General features: G+C 33.6%; 10 protein-coding genes and 12 tRNA genes. 19 read left to right on the top strand and 3 right to left on the bottom strand.

Annotation, left to right across the window (positions count from 1 at the left end; translation table 11 throughout):
* The first annotated feature begins 13 nt into the window (after positions 1–13).
* The 19 genes from HMPREF9943_RS07720 to HMPREF9943_RS07630 all read left to right on the top strand — a co-directional run bounded on the left by HMPREF9943_RS07720 (position 14) and on the right by HMPREF9943_RS07630 (position 10,273).
* Positions 14–1,471, top strand: coding sequence for a nicotinate phosphoribosyltransferase (locus HMPREF9943_RS07720; protein ID WP_004803677.1), 1,458 nt, complete (start codon positions 14–16; stop codon positions 1,469–1,471).
* A gap of 57 nt (positions 1,472–1,528) precedes the next feature.
* A complete protein-coding gene (locus HMPREF9943_RS07715; protein ID WP_004803675.1) occupies positions 1,529–2,353 on the top strand; it encodes a prephenate dehydrogenase in 825 nt (274 codons plus the stop codon).
* A gap of 82 nt (positions 2,354–2,435) precedes the next feature.
* A tRNA-Cys gene (locus tag HMPREF9943_RS07710) sits at positions 2,436–2,510 on the top strand.
* 7 nt (positions 2,511–2,517) lie between these two features.
* Positions 2,518–2,606, top strand: a tRNA-Leu gene (locus HMPREF9943_RS07705).
* A gap of 88 nt (positions 2,607–2,694) precedes the next feature.
* Positions 2,695–2,771: transfer RNA gene (locus HMPREF9943_RS07700), tRNA-Arg, on the top strand.
* A gap of 16 nt (positions 2,772–2,787) precedes the next feature.
* Positions 2,788–2,864 (top strand) — tRNA-Pro (locus HMPREF9943_RS07695).
* A gap of 5 nt (positions 2,865–2,869) precedes the next feature.
* Positions 2,870–2,945: transfer RNA gene (locus tag HMPREF9943_RS07690), tRNA-Ala, on the top strand.
* Positions 2,946–2,959: 14 nt separating this feature from the next.
* Positions 2,960–3,036 (top strand) — tRNA-Met (locus HMPREF9943_RS07685).
* Positions 3,037–3,065: 29 nt separating this feature from the next.
* Positions 3,066–3,142 (top strand) — tRNA-Ile (locus HMPREF9943_RS07680).
* A gap of 8 nt (positions 3,143–3,150) precedes the next feature.
* A tRNA-Met gene (locus HMPREF9943_RS07675) sits at positions 3,151–3,227 on the top strand.
* Between the two features lie 5 nt (positions 3,228–3,232).
* Positions 3,233–3,310 (top strand) — tRNA-Asp (locus tag HMPREF9943_RS07670).
* A 6-nt stretch (positions 3,311–3,316) separates the two neighbouring features.
* Positions 3,317–3,392 (top strand) — tRNA-Phe (locus HMPREF9943_RS07665).
* A 9-nt stretch (positions 3,393–3,401) separates the two neighbouring features.
* Positions 3,402–3,494, top strand: a tRNA-Ser gene (locus HMPREF9943_RS07660).
* A 125-nt stretch (positions 3,495–3,619) separates the two neighbouring features.
* A complete protein-coding gene (locus HMPREF9943_RS07655; RefSeq protein WP_004803673.1) occupies positions 3,620–5,911 on the top strand; it encodes an HAD-IC family P-type ATPase in 2,292 nt (763 codons plus the stop codon).
* Positions 5,904–6,677: an HAD-IIB family hydrolase gene (locus HMPREF9943_RS07650; protein WP_004803671.1), complete on the top strand. Its 774-nt coding sequence runs from the start codon at positions 5,904–5,906 to the stop codon at positions 6,675–6,677. Before HMPREF9943_RS07655 ends, HMPREF9943_RS07650 begins: the two co-directional genes overlap by 8 nt.
* Positions 6,678–6,802: 125 nt before the next feature.
* Positions 6,803–8,137 carry a citrate synthase gene (locus tag HMPREF9943_RS07645; RefSeq protein ID WP_004803670.1) on the top strand — a complete coding sequence of 445 codons (1,335 nt, stop codon included), beginning with the start codon at positions 6,803–6,805 and terminating at the stop codon, positions 8,135–8,137.
* Between the two features lie 50 nt (positions 8,138–8,187).
* The gene (gene murB, locus HMPREF9943_RS07640; protein ID WP_004803668.1) at positions 8,188–9,204 is read left to right on the top strand and encodes a UDP-N-acetylmuramate dehydrogenase; all 1,017 of its coding nucleotides are present in this window, start codon (positions 8,188–8,190) and stop codon (positions 9,202–9,204) included.
* Positions 9,205–9,228: 24 nt separating this feature from the next.
* Positions 9,229–10,128 (top strand): ATP-binding protein, encoded by a 900-nt coding sequence (locus tag HMPREF9943_RS09755; protein WP_004803667.1) that lies wholly within the window; start codon positions 9,229–9,231, stop codon positions 10,126–10,128.
* A gap of 70 nt (positions 10,129–10,198) precedes the next feature.
* Positions 10,199–10,273 (top strand) — tRNA-Gly (locus HMPREF9943_RS07630).
* Positions 10,274–10,360: 87 nt separating this feature from the next.
* On the opposite strand, the gene HMPREF9943_RS07625 is transcribed toward HMPREF9943_RS07630, so the two are convergent.
* From HMPREF9943_RS07625 to HMPREF9943_RS07615, 3 genes are read right to left on the bottom strand one after another with little or no spacing between them, the layout of a single operon-like run.
* Positions 10,361–11,140 carry a type III pantothenate kinase gene (locus HMPREF9943_RS07625; protein WP_004803665.1) on the bottom strand — a complete coding sequence of 260 codons (780 nt, stop codon included), beginning with the start codon at positions 11,138–11,140 and terminating at the stop codon, positions 10,361–10,363.
* Positions 11,131–12,321, bottom strand: a complete 1,191-nt coding sequence (coaBC, locus tag HMPREF9943_RS07620) for a bifunctional phosphopantothenoylcysteine decarboxylase/phosphopantothenate--cysteine ligase CoaBC (RefSeq protein WP_004803663.1) — start codon at positions 12,319–12,321, stop codon at positions 11,131–11,133. Before coaBC ends, HMPREF9943_RS07625 begins: the two co-directional genes overlap by 10 nt.
* Complete coding sequence (locus tag HMPREF9943_RS07615; RefSeq protein ID WP_004803661.1) at positions 12,314–12,928, bottom strand: ECF transporter S component; 615 nt, start codon at positions 12,926–12,928, stop codon at positions 12,314–12,316. Before HMPREF9943_RS07615 ends, coaBC begins: the two co-directional genes overlap by 8 nt.
* Positions 12,929–12,999 lie beyond the last annotated feature (71 nt).

Below are 12,999 nucleotides of genomic sequence, written 5' to 3'. Positions count from 1 at the left end.
AGCGTGATAAAAAATGAACGTGAATAGTGAAAGAAATATTACATTAATAATGGATTTTTATGAACTTACAATGGCATATAGCTATTTCAAGAAAAAAAGACAGGAGGAAATAGTTTATTTTGATATGTTCTATAGAAAGAATCCTGATAATGGCGGAACAGTGCTTGCTGCCGGGTTACAACAGGTAATAGAGTCTATAGAAAATATGCATTTTAGTGAAGGAGATATAGAGTATTTAAGAAGCTTAAATAAGTTTGATGAAGATTTTTTTGACTATTTAAGAAAGTTTCAGTTTACCGGAACTATCTGGGCTATTCCGGAAGGAACACCGGTTTTTCCTTATGAACCAATTGTAACAGTAAAGGGAAAGATTATTGAAGTACAGCTGATTGAAACATTCCTGCTAGTTTCTATTAATCATCAGTCTCTAATTGCTACTAAGACAAGACGTGTTGTTCAGGAAGCCAAAGGAAGAGCAGTTATGGAATTTGGTGCTAGAAGAGCTCAGGGATATGATGGGGCTAATTATGGAGCTAGAGCTGCTTATATTGGAGGAGCTTGTGGAACAGCAACAGTGATGGCAGGAAAGATGTTTAACATTCCGGTTTTGGGTACAATGGCTCACTCTTTTGTTCAGTCTTTTGAAAATGAATATGAAGCTTTTAAAGCATATGCCGAGGTATATCCTGATTCTTGTATATTATTGGTAGATACTTATGATACATTGAAAAGCGGTGTTCCTAATGCAATTAGAACTGCTGAAGAAGTTCTGTTGCCAATGGGAAAGCGATTGGCAGGTATTCGTATTGACTCAGGAGATATTGCTTATCTTACTAAGAAAGCAAGAGCTATGCTTGACGTTGCCGGTTTTCATGATGCTAAGATTTCCGTATCAAATTCTTTAGATGAATATCTTATTCGTTCAGTTTTAGAACAGGGAGCATGTATTGATTCTTTTGGTGTAGGGGAAAATATGATTACTTCAAAGTCTTCTCCGGTATTTGGCGGTGTTTATAAGCTGGCAGCAGTGGAAAATAAAGAAGGACATATTGAACCAAGAATAAAAATTTCTGAAAACAGGGAAAAAATTACTAATCCGGGATATAAGAAGGTTTATCGATTAATTGAAAAGGAAACAAATAAGGCTATTGCTGATTATATAACATTTGCAGATGAAGTCATTGATGCCAATAACGATTTGGTGATTTATTCACAGCTTGATAAGTGGAAGAATAAAACGTTACCGGCCGGCAGCTATGAATTCTTTGAGTTACAGCAGTTAGTGTTTGATAAAGGAAAATGTGTTTATCCAAATTACTCATTAGAACAGATCAGACAAAGAGTAATTCAACAGGAAAGACTGATGTGGGATGAAATCTTTAGACTGGAATATCCACATAGCTATTATGTAGATCTTTCAGAAAAACTGATTGATTTTAAATTGAAAATGTTACAGGAAAAAAGGGGTTAGGATTTCACAGAGTGAAATCCTTTCTTCAATAAATTAATTTAAAAAGAGGAAGAAAAAATGAAAGTTACTGTTGTTGGTTTAGGTGTTATAGGGGGCAGCTTTGTTAAGGCACTAAAAGGAAAAGGATTTGAAGTTTATGGCATTGATAGTGATGTAGATACTTTAGAACAGGCAAAAGAAGAGGGATGTATTATAGATGGCTTTACTGATGGTGTTCAAATTATTCCCGAAACAGATTTAACTATAATCTGTCTGTATCCTTCATTAGTAATCGACTTTATAAAAAAGAATCATTTTAAAGCAGGCAGCATTATAAGTGATGCTGTAGGTATAAAATCTTACTTTTTAAATGAAGTATTGCAACTGCTTCCTGACAATGTAGAATATATTAGTGTTCATCCAATGGCAGGAAGAGAAAAAAAAGGATATGCATATGCCAGTAAAGAAGTCTTTAAAGACGCTAATTTTATTATTATTGAGCATCAGAAAAATAAATCAGAAAGTATAAAGAAAATGCAGTATTTGGCATCTCAATTAGGCTTTCATTCAACAAAAATCATGAGTCCTTATGATCATGATGAAATAATTTCTTATACTTCTCAGCTCCCTCATATTTTAGCGGTTGCTTTAATGAATAGCGATACGCAAAAGTATAATACCGGAAAATATATTGGAGATTCTTTTAGAGATTTAACAAGAATTGCGAATATTAATGAAGATTTATGGACCGAACTGTTTTTGAATAATAAGAAATATCTTCTTAGTAGTATTAAAAACTTTAAGAATCAACTTGATATCATGGAAAAAGCAATTAGTGAAAATGATGAGGAGATCTTAAAGGACAGGTTTAGGGAATCAAGTCATAGAAGAGAGCACCTATGAAGTCCTTTTCTGCTTACTTTTTTTGTAAAAGGTATTGCATTTTAATATATTCTAGTGTATATTGATTAAGCAGTTTATTGATGGTTCCATAGCCAAGTTGGTAAGGCAGAAGACTGCAACTCTTCGAGCATCGGTTCGAGTCCGGTTGGAACCTCCATCATTTTGCCTCGGTGGCGAAATTGGTAGACGCACAGGACTTAAAATCCTGCGGACTTCAAACTCCGTGCCGGTTCGACTCCGGCCCGAGGCACCATTTTCTAAAGGATAAAGTCAGAAAAGTTAAAAAAAGCTTGTAAATCAATCAATAGAATGCTAATATAGAAAAGCACTGATTGATATATGCGCTAGTAGCTCAATTGGATAGAGTGCTTGACTACGGATCAAGAGGTTACGGGTTCGACTCCTGTCTAGCGCGCCACTCAATTGTGTAATAACGGGAAGTAGCACAGCTTGGTAGTGCACCTGGTTTGGGACCAGGGGGTCGCAGGTTCGAATCCTGTCTTCCCGACCATTTAAGGGGCTTTAGCTCAGCTGGGAGAGCGCCTGCTTTGCACGCAGGAGGTCAGCGGTTCGATCCCGCTAAGCTCCACCAATTAAACAGATAATGGCGGGATAGCTCAGTTGGCTAGAGCATTCGGTTCATACCCGGAGTGTCGGGGGTTCGAATCCCTTTCCCGCTACCATTAAACAATTAAAGGTGTTTCTCTGTAAAGGACCCTTAGCTCAGTTGGTCAGAGCTATCGGCTCATAACCGATTGGTCGCAGGTTCGAGTCCTGCAGGGTCCACCAAAAAACATCGCGGGATGGAGCAGTCTGGTAGCTCGTCGGGCTCATAACCCGAAGGTCGTTGGTTCAAATCCTTCTCCCGCAACCAAATATGGTCTGGTAGTTCAGCTGGTTTAGAATGCCGCCCTGTCACGGCGGAGGTCGCGGGTTCGAGCCCCGTCCAGACCGCCATATATTGGTCTCATAGCTCAGTCGGTAGAGCAGAGGACTGAAAATCCTCGTGTCGCTGGTTCGATTCCGGCTGAGACCACCATTAATTGATGCAGGTTTACCCAAGTCCGGCTGAAGGGATCGGTCTTGAAAACCGACAGAGGATGAAAGTCCTGCGGGGGTTCGAATCCCTCAACCTGCGCCAGTTATAATTAAAGCCTCGTTTGAGGTTTTTTTTATTATTCATTATATGGTACTATTTTAATAGTACTGATGTTCAAATAGAGTTCATTATTTATGTATATATTATTTATTTGTGAGGTATTCATTATGATTAAAGGATTGACTCGGCAGGAAGTCATGGAGAGAAAGAAAGCGGGACAGACTAATTTTCTTGACGATAATATTTCTAAATCTAAAAAACAGATTATTCGTGAACATGTATTAACTTATTTTAACTTTCTTAATCTTTTTTTAGCTATTATTATCTTTTTAACAGGTCAGTATAAAAATATGGCTTTTTTAGGAGTGATTTTTACTAATACTTTTATTGGTATCTATCAGGAATTTAAAGTTAAAAAAATTATTGATAAGCTTTCAATAGTTACTCAGTCTCATATTAAAGTATTAAGAGAAAAACAGGAACTATTAAATACTGATGAACTTGTACTTGATGATATTGTTTATTTAGAAGCCGGTAATCAGATACCGGCTGATTCATCTGTATTGGAGAGTCATCATTTAGAAGTTAATGAATCACTTTTAACCGGAGAAGCTGATGCAGTTATCAAAGATAGAGGAGATGAAGTATTAGCCGGCAGCTATGTTATAAGCGGAAGTGCAATTGTTCAAGTGATTAGGACAGGAAAAGACAATTATTCATCTCATATTGTTTTAGAGGCTAAAAAAGGTAATCGTATTACTTCAGAAATGAAAAATACAATAGAGAAGATTATTAAGATATTAAGTATTATAATTATACCGATAGGTCTTTTACTATTTAGAGCTCAATATTATGTTAATGATAATTTATCAGTTGCTGTCATTAAGACAGTAGCCGGTGTGATTGGTATGATTCCGGAAGGACTTGTTCTCTTGACTTCTATTTCTTTTGTATTGGGAGTTGAAAGATTGGCTAAAAAGAAAGCTCTTGTTCAGCAGATGGAAGCTATTGAGTCACTCGCAAGAATTGATGAATTATGTCTTGATAAGACAGGAACAATCACAACAGGGGATTTAAAAGTTATAGATGTTGTTACTTTAGGAAACTATACTAAAGATGACATTGATAAAATAATGGGATCTTTTGTTTATGTAAATGATGATGAAAATGCTACTCAGAAAGCCTTAAAAGATTATTTTAAGAAGAATAGTGAATATAGTTTTATAGATGAAATACCTTTTTCCAGTGAACGAAAAAGTCATCGGGTTAATTTTAAGGAAGGGCAGTTTATCTTAGGAGCACCTGAATTTATAACTGATGATCAGGAAATAAAAGAAAAAACACATTATTATGCTGATGAGGGGTATCGTGTACTTCTTTTAGGAGAATATGATGCAGAGAATTGTTTAATATGCTGTGCCTTGATAATTATTGAAGATGTATTAAGGGAAGATGCGGTTGAGACTTTTCGCTTTTTTGCTAAAGAGAATGTCTCTATTCGTGTTTTATCAGGTGACAATCCCGTGACAGTTTCAAGAATATGTATCAAGGCAGGTATCAAGAATGCTCATCAATATGTGAATGCTATGGAGCTTTCTGATGATTTAGATAGTTTTTCTGAAGAGATTGAAAATATTCATGTTTTTGGACGTGTAAAACCGGAACAGAAAAAGTATATTATTGAATCATTGCAGAAAAAGCATGTTGTTGCTATGGTTGGAGATGGCATTAATGATGTACTGGCTATTAAACAGTCAGACTGTGGTATTGCAATGGCAAATGGAGCAGATGCTGCCAAACAGGCAGCGGCTATTGTATTAGTTGATTCACAATTTTCAGGCATGAAAGATATTGTTAGAGAGGGACGTACAATTATAGGTAATATTGAAAAAGTCAGTTCATTATACTTAACAAAAACTATCTATTCAGCTGTTTTAAGCCTGATTTTCGGATTGCTGGGAGCTCTTTATCCATATACACCGGTACAGCTGACTTTGATTAGCAGCTTTGCAATAGGAATACCGTCATTTTTTATCACTTTACAAAAAAATGTAAAAGTCAGTCGAGATGGTTTCTTGAAGCATGTTTTACAGACTGCTTTGCCTTGTGCTTTGTCTGTAGTAACACAGATTCTAATTCTTTTGGTTCTTAGAAAACACCATTTATTAGAAAATAATCAATATATTGCGCTAAGTTTTCTAGTGACCAATCTTATTAGTTATTTTGTGGTATATAAGGTCTCTCATCCATTCACGAAATTATCTTTATTTATACTTGTTGTAGACTTTGTTTTAAGCTTTAGTTTAATTCTTTTATTTCCTCGTTATTTGGATGTATCAGGTCTCTTTACTTTAAATCTTTTTCATCTTATAATCATATCAGCTATTTCAATAATAATTGTTATGGCTTATTCAAAGATATTAAATCGTATTGAGATAAAGCGAGGATATTATGAATAGAAAATATATATTTTTTGATATTGATGGTACATTAACTGATTTAAAGACTGGAAAATTGGTATCTAGTGCTGTAGAGACAATAGAAAAACTGAAAGAAGCAGGGCATTTTGTGTCTATTGCGACTGGAAGAGCTTACTATAAAACGAAGAAAATTGCTCAGATGGCTCATATTGATCATGTAGTGGCTAATGGTGGAGCATGTCTGGTCTATCATAATAAGGTTATAAAAAACAGTCCTCTAGATAAAGAGAAAGCTATTCAGCTTCTTAAGGAAGCAGATTTATTAGGACTAGGAATACTTATATCTCCTAATGATAGTATAGATGTTATTATGAAGGATGAACGTTTTATAAGGCAGGTCGGATTTAGACAGGAACCGACTCGTTATTTTTATCAGAAAGATTTAGATTTTGAAGATATCAGCGATATTTATAAAATTTATATTGCTTATACAGAAAGGATAGAGAATCTTACATTAAAGGATACCTTAGGGCATATTCATTTTGTAGATAAATATCTTACTTATCAACATGATGCAAAAGATCAGGGAATTAAAGAGATGATTGGGTTGGCACAAGGCAAGGATGAAGATGTTTTTGTTTTTGGTGATGGAGAAAATGATCTTGTTATGTTCAAAGATGAATGGACTAAAATTGCAATGAGCAATGGCTATCCTGAACTTTTGAATAAAGCGGATTATATTACTGATACGCCTATTCAAAACGGTATCCAAAAAGCTTGCTTAAAATATGGTTTAATAAAGTAGAAGAAATATAACAATATATTTCTTCTTTTTATATTTATCAGTTGACTATTTATGATTAAACGATATTCTCTATACATTTTTTTGCTTTTGTGTTATCATAACAAATAATTATACAGGAGAATCTTATGGCAGATATTATTGAGAGAAGTTTTCAGAAAGCACTCAATCAGACAAATATAGAGAATCAGCTTTATAATAAGTATTCAGTAAAAAAAGGACTTCGTAATGAGGATGGAACAGGGGTATTGATTGGCTTGACCAGAATCAGTGATGTGGTTGGATATAGGATGGAAAATCATAAGAAAATAGATGATTATGGACGGCTTTATTATCGGGGATATGAAATAAGGGATATTTTAGAACATAATAAAGGAAATCATTGTTTATTTGAAGAAGTTTGTTTTCTTATTTTATTTGGTTATCTTCCTGATAAAAAAGAATTAGAAGAATTTAAAGAGACAATCATAAAGAGGTATGAGCTGCCTGCTCATTTTCTGGAGCGTTCTATTCTGGGATTTCCTGCTTCTAATTTAATGAATAAGCTTCAGCAGGAAGTATTAATGCTTTATAATTATGATCAGGATAATCCTGACAGTATTGATATTCATGATACTTTGGAAAAGGGAATTCACTTAATTGCCAAGATACCTGTGATTGTCTGTTATACATATGCTACAAAGACATATCATTATGATGAAAGCAGCTTAGTCATTCATCATCTTGATCCATCATTGTCTATTGCTCAGCAGATTCTTCATTTATTGAGACCGGATGGACAGTTTACTTCTACCGAGGCAGAAATATTAGATACAGCACTAGTGTTGCATGCGGATCATGGAGGAGGTAATAACTCTACCTTTACCAGTGTTGTGATTAGTTCTACCGGAACAGATCTTTATTCAAGTGTTGCCGGTTCGATTGGATCACTTAAGGGACCGAAACATGGAGGTGCTAATTTAGCTGTCTGTAAGCAGATGAAAGCAGCTATTCAAGAGATTAGCTTAGAAGCTTCTGATAAAGAAATAAGAAATCTGGTTAGACGTATTCTTGATAAAGATTTTAATGATCACTCAGGACTTATTTATGGTATTGGTCATGCTGTTTATACTCTCTCTGATCCAAGAGCTGAAATACTAGGAGAAAAATGTAAGAAACTTGCTTTAGAGAAAAATAGATATAAGGAGTATCAGTTTTATCGGTTATTCGCAAAAGAAGCTGTCGCTGAAATCGAGGAGAGAAAAGGTATTAATGTCTGCCCGAATGTAGATTTTTATAGCGGTCTGGTTTATGACATGCTGGGTATTCCGGAAGATTTATACACTTTATTATTTGTGATAGGAAGAACAGTAGGGTGGGTTTCTCATAATATTGAAACAAAGCTTTATGCTGACAGAATCATTCGTCCGGCAACAAAATATGTTGGGAATATTCATAATTATATTAAGCTGGAAGATCGATAAAATAAAAGCAAATAGATTGTAAGTTTAAAGAAAGATGTTATCATCAGAATATGGAAATAAGAAATAATGTAGAATTAAAGAATTATCTGACTATGCGTATTGGCGGCATAAGTCAGTATTTAGCTGAAATAAAAAATAAAGAAGAATTATTAGAAGCTTTGACTTTTGCTGATAAAAATCATTTAAGAATATTTATACTTGGTGGAGGATCGAATACACTAGCGAGTGATAAAGGCTTTGCAGGGCTTGTTGTCGTGAATAGAATGACAGGGTCATCTATTCTTAAAGAGGATGATGAATCTATTAGTATCTGTTATGGGAGTGGAGAAGTGCTGGATGATATTATTCTTTCTTCTGTCCAAAGCGGATATACAGGTATTGAGGCAATGAGTCATATTCCCGGTACACTGGGCGGGGCATTGGTACAGAATAGTGGTGCTTATGGTCAGGAAATTGCTGATGTGTTTGAATATATGGAAGTTTATGATTTAAAAGACCATTGCTTTAAAACACTTTATAAAGAGGATTGTCATTTTACTTATCGGCATTCTATTTTTAGAGGACGTGAGAAGGGCAGATATATTATTATAAATGCTGTACTGAGATTATATAAGGGTTTTCCAAAACCTCCATTTTACAAACAAGTTCAGCAGGTTTTAGATGATCAGAATGTTAATGAGTACACACCTGAAATTATTAGAAATATAGTTGTAGATATTAGAATTAACAAATTGCCTGATGTTAATGTAATTCCTAATTCAGGCTCATTTTTTAAGAATGCTGTCATATCTGAAGAAAAGTATTTTGAATTAAAAAAAGTTTATCCTGAACTAAAAGGCTTTAAAAGTAATAATGAATATAAGATATCAACAGGATGGCTTATTGAAAAAGCAGGATTAAAAGGAACTTATCTCTATGGCATGCGTGTTCATGATAAGAATGCTCTTATTCTTACTAATGTTGATGCTTCAGGATATGGAGATTTAAAGAAAGCCAGAGAAGAAATTATTAATAAAGTTAAAGAAAAGTTTGATATAGTCATCAAACAGGAAGTATTAGAAATCTAATGATTCTTATCTTTAGGAGATAAAATGAGACTTACAGAAAATCAAAAAGAGCTTATCAGAGAAGTAAGCAAGAAGAATATACGCAGTTCACGACAGGCAGCTTTAAAATGTCTTGGAGAGGTAGAAAATTTAGATGATCAATGGTTTGTAGAAATGTGCTCAAGGTTATTAAATGAGGAAACATCAATGTATGATCTTCCTTCAGAGATACAGGGATTATTAACTGTAGAAGATGTTAGCGAAACATTTCATGAAGATAGATATTACTTGTCACAGAGAGAAAAAAAGATATTTGATCAGATTATTAAAATGCAGGGTGTTACTGAAAAGTTGGCTTTAAAAGATATACGTTATATCAATTCAACACTTATGTATGGAGTACCCGGAACCGGAAAAACAATGTTTGGCAGATATTTGGCTTATAAAACTAATCTGCCTTTTGCTTATCTTAATTTTTCTAATATTGTTGATTCGCTTTTAGGATCAACTGCAAAGAATATTTCAAAAGCTTTTAAATTTGCGATTAGTACACCATGTATTTTTATGCTTGATGAAATAGATGCAATAAGTACAAGAAGAGATATATCTACAAGTGCATCGGCAGATAAGGAAATGTCTAGAACAACAATTACTCTTATGCAGGAATTTGATCATTTGCCTAATGAGACAATTGTTTTAGCAGCAACAAATAGAATTGACAGGATTGATGAAGCGTTGTTAAGAAGATTTAGTAATAAATATGAAATGACTGTTTTCAATAATCAGGAAAAGAAAGAAATGATTACAAAATATCTTCAGGCAATTGAAATGACTATTTCTAAACAAGATATGAATAATCTTATTAATGGCAAAAAGAGTCAGGCTGAAACAATTACAGAACTTATTCAATGCATTGCTGATACTTTGATGATGGAACAAATTTGATGAATTAATTATTGACACATATGCTTTATTCATGTATATTATTTATGTACTTTTAATAAGGTATATAGGCGCCGCATTCGTATAACGGCTATTATGACTGCTTGCCATGCAGTAGATGCCGGTTCGATTCCGGCATGTGGCTCCATTAATAAAATAGCTCCTAATAAGGAGTTTTTTAAATTATTTATATAAAATAAAGAGATTACAGTTAAATAACTGTAATCTCTTTTTCTCATTTCTTTAAAAGATTTTTATTTTTATCATAGATAATCTTTAGTCCCTTAAATGTAAGATTATTATCATAGATATCAATTCTATCAGTCTGATTAGCGATAATTTTTCCTAAACCTCCGGTAGAAATAACTTTAAGATTTTCACCATATTCTTTTTTAATCTTATCAATGATGTATTCAGTTTGTCCAATATATCCATAGACAATGCCTGCCTGCATGCTTGAAATTGTATTCTTGCTGATCAGATGTTCTGGTCTTGATATTTCTATTTCAGGAAGCTGAGCAGCCATAGATGATAAAGCATTGGCAGTAATACCGATACCGGCAGCTGTGGCTCCGCCAATAAATTCTCCCTTATCAGTAATAACATCATATGTTGTTGCAGTACCAAAATCAATCACAAGACAAGGACCACCATAAGTAAAATAAGCACCTGCTGCATCTACTAATCGATCAGCACCTAATGAAGATGGATGATCAATTCTGATTGATATACCTGTTTTTATACCCGGACCAATAAAAATAGGATGAATATGAAAATACTTAATAATTGATGATGAGAATGAATAATTAATCTTGGGGACAACTGAACTGATGATGACATCATGTAATTCATTAGTTGGATAATGATTTGCATTCATAAATGAAGTAATCATAATACCATATTCATCACTAGTTCTTTGTAGACGTGTAGTCAATCTAAAGTTATTAATGAGCTGATTATCTTTATAGATACCAATAGTAATATTTGTATTTCCAATATCAACAGCTAACAGCATTGCTTATCCTCCATTTCTTTACATTGAAGTAGAATATCATAGCTTAAATCTTCTTTAGATTTCTTATCATAACTGATTATCTTATCTTGAGTAATGATACTAATAACATTTGTATCTGTACCAAAACCAGCACCTTCTACTTTTAAATTATTACATACAATCATATCAGCTTTTTTATCATTTAATTTTTTTTGAGCATTCTCAATAAGATGATTTGTTTCCATCGCAAAACCACAGATAATCTGATGAGCTTTTTTGTGAGTTCCTAAATAAGCAAGAATATCATTTGTTTTCTTTAGTGAAAGAGTCATAGTATCTGATTCTTTTTTGATTTTTTCTGTATATGTGTCTATAGGCGTATAATCTCCAACAGCAGCACTCATAATAATATAATCATAATCATTAGAAATTTCTGTTACCTTCTCAAATAATTCCTGTGCCGATGTTATATGAGTTATAGGAATATAAGGAATTGTAAGATTAACAGGACCACTTATTAAGTGAACATCCGCTCCTAACATAAATGCTGCTTTAGCAAGAGCATAACCCATTTTACCGGTAGAGTGATTAGATATATATCTTATTGGATCAAGGGATTCTTTAGTAGGACCGGCAGTAATAAGAATCTTTTTTCCTTTTAATATGTGATAATTTAAAGCATATTGAATCATAAACTGAATATTCTTTAAATCAGCTAATTTACCTTGTCCGATATCTCCGCAGGCAAGTAGCCCCTTGTCAGGTTCTATCACTAAGGCACCATCTTCTTTTAACTGATTGATATTTCTTTGGGTAACAGTATTTTGATACATATGAACATTCATAGCAGGAGCAATAAGCTTTGGACATACTGCTGCCAGATAGGCGGCTGTCAGCATGTTGTCAGCGATACCACAAGCTAATTTTGCGATAGTAGTAGCACTGGCAGGAACAACAATAAATAAATCAGCATTCTTGACAATATCGATATGGATAATAGATGAAGGATCATCATCAAAAATATCAATATAAACTTTTCTTTTAGTAAGAGCCTGAATACTTTCTTTAGTAACAAAGCGATTTGCTGAAGAAGTCATAAGGACTTCTACCTGATAACCAAGCTTAACAAGATTACTAATAAGCTGAATACTTTTGAAAGCGGCAATGCTGCCGGTAATGCCAACAATAATTTTTTTAGACATAAGGACTCTCTTCTTTCTGATAAACTTTAAATAATACTTTACTTACCATGAATACAATAATAGTTCCAACAACTGCTTCTAATAAGCCGTTAGAGAAAATAATAGATATAAAATAAGGAAAGAGCTCAGCTGTTGTTTTATGCAGTATTTTAGCATAGAGATCTCCAAATATAATTAGAATACCCCCTAATACAAGAATAGTATTTGTAAGAGCACCGGCTAATGAACTGATGATAATAGAAATAATCAGATTATACTTACAAAGATGTTCAAATAGGAGTCCGCTTATGTAACCGATAAGCACTCTGGGAACAATAGAAATAAATAATGAAAGTATTGTGCCACTAATAAAAGGTGAAAAAACAAAGCTTGTAATTGTTGGCTGGATTGTATTTATAAATAAAGACATTAAGCCAAATGTAAGACCAATAAGACTGCCTTCTTTTTTACCTAATACTATACCTGCCGTTATGACAGGAATATGAAGTGTTGTTAGTCGTAATGGTCCAATCGGAATAAATCCTAAAAAGGGAATCATAGAGAGTAAAATCTCAATTGCGATAAACATCGCTAATAATACCTGTTTTTTTGTTTTTGAATATTTCATTTTTCCTCCACTGTCATTCATATAGATATGACGTTTCATTTTATTTTTCTATCCACTCATGATTGATGCCA

It is taken from the genome of Eggerthia catenaformis OT 569 = DSM 20559 (assembly GCF_000340375.1).
Taxonomy (GTDB): domain Bacteria; phylum Bacillota_I; class Bacilli_A; order Erysipelotrichales; family Coprobacillaceae; genus Eggerthia; species Eggerthia catenaformis.
Note: the sequence above shows the minus strand (reverse complement) of the source record. Positions and strands in the feature narration are given on the sequence as shown.

Bases quoted from the DNA above. Each gene is read 5' to 3' on its own strand.
- HMPREF9943_RS07720 (WP_004803677.1), top strand. From the start codon at position 14: ATGAACGTGAATAGTGAAAGAAATATTACATTAATAATGGATTTTTAT.
- HMPREF9943_RS07715 (WP_004803675.1), top strand. From the start codon at position 1,529: ATGAAAGTTACTGTTGTTGGTTTAGGTGTTATAGGGGGCAGCTTTGTT.
- HMPREF9943_RS07655 (WP_004803673.1), top strand. From the start codon at position 3,620: ATGATTAAAGGATTGACTCGGCAGGAAGTCATGGAGAGAAAGAAAGCG.
- HMPREF9943_RS07650 (WP_004803671.1), top strand. From the start codon at position 5,904: ATGAATAGAAAATATATATTTTTTGATATTGATGGTACATTAACTGAT.
- HMPREF9943_RS07645 (WP_004803670.1), top strand. From the start codon at position 6,803: ATGGCAGATATTATTGAGAGAAGTTTTCAGAAAGCACTCAATCAGACA.
- murB (WP_004803668.1), top strand. From the start codon at position 8,188: ATGGAAATAAGAAATAATGTAGAATTAAAGAATTATCTGACTATGCGT.
- HMPREF9943_RS09755 (WP_004803667.1), top strand. From the start codon at position 9,229: ATGAGACTTACAGAAAATCAAAAAGAGCTTATCAGAGAAGTAAGCAAG.
- HMPREF9943_RS07625 (WP_004803665.1), bottom strand. From the start codon at position 11,140: ATGCTGTTAGCTGTTGATATTGGAAATACAAATATTACTATTGGTATC.
- coaBC (WP_004803663.1), bottom strand. From the start codon at position 12,321: ATGTCTAAAAAAATTATTGTTGGCATTACCGGCAGCATTGCCGCTTTC.
- HMPREF9943_RS07615 (WP_004803661.1), bottom strand. From the start codon at position 12,928: ATGAAATATTCAAAAACAAAAAAACAGGTATTATTAGCGATGTTTATC.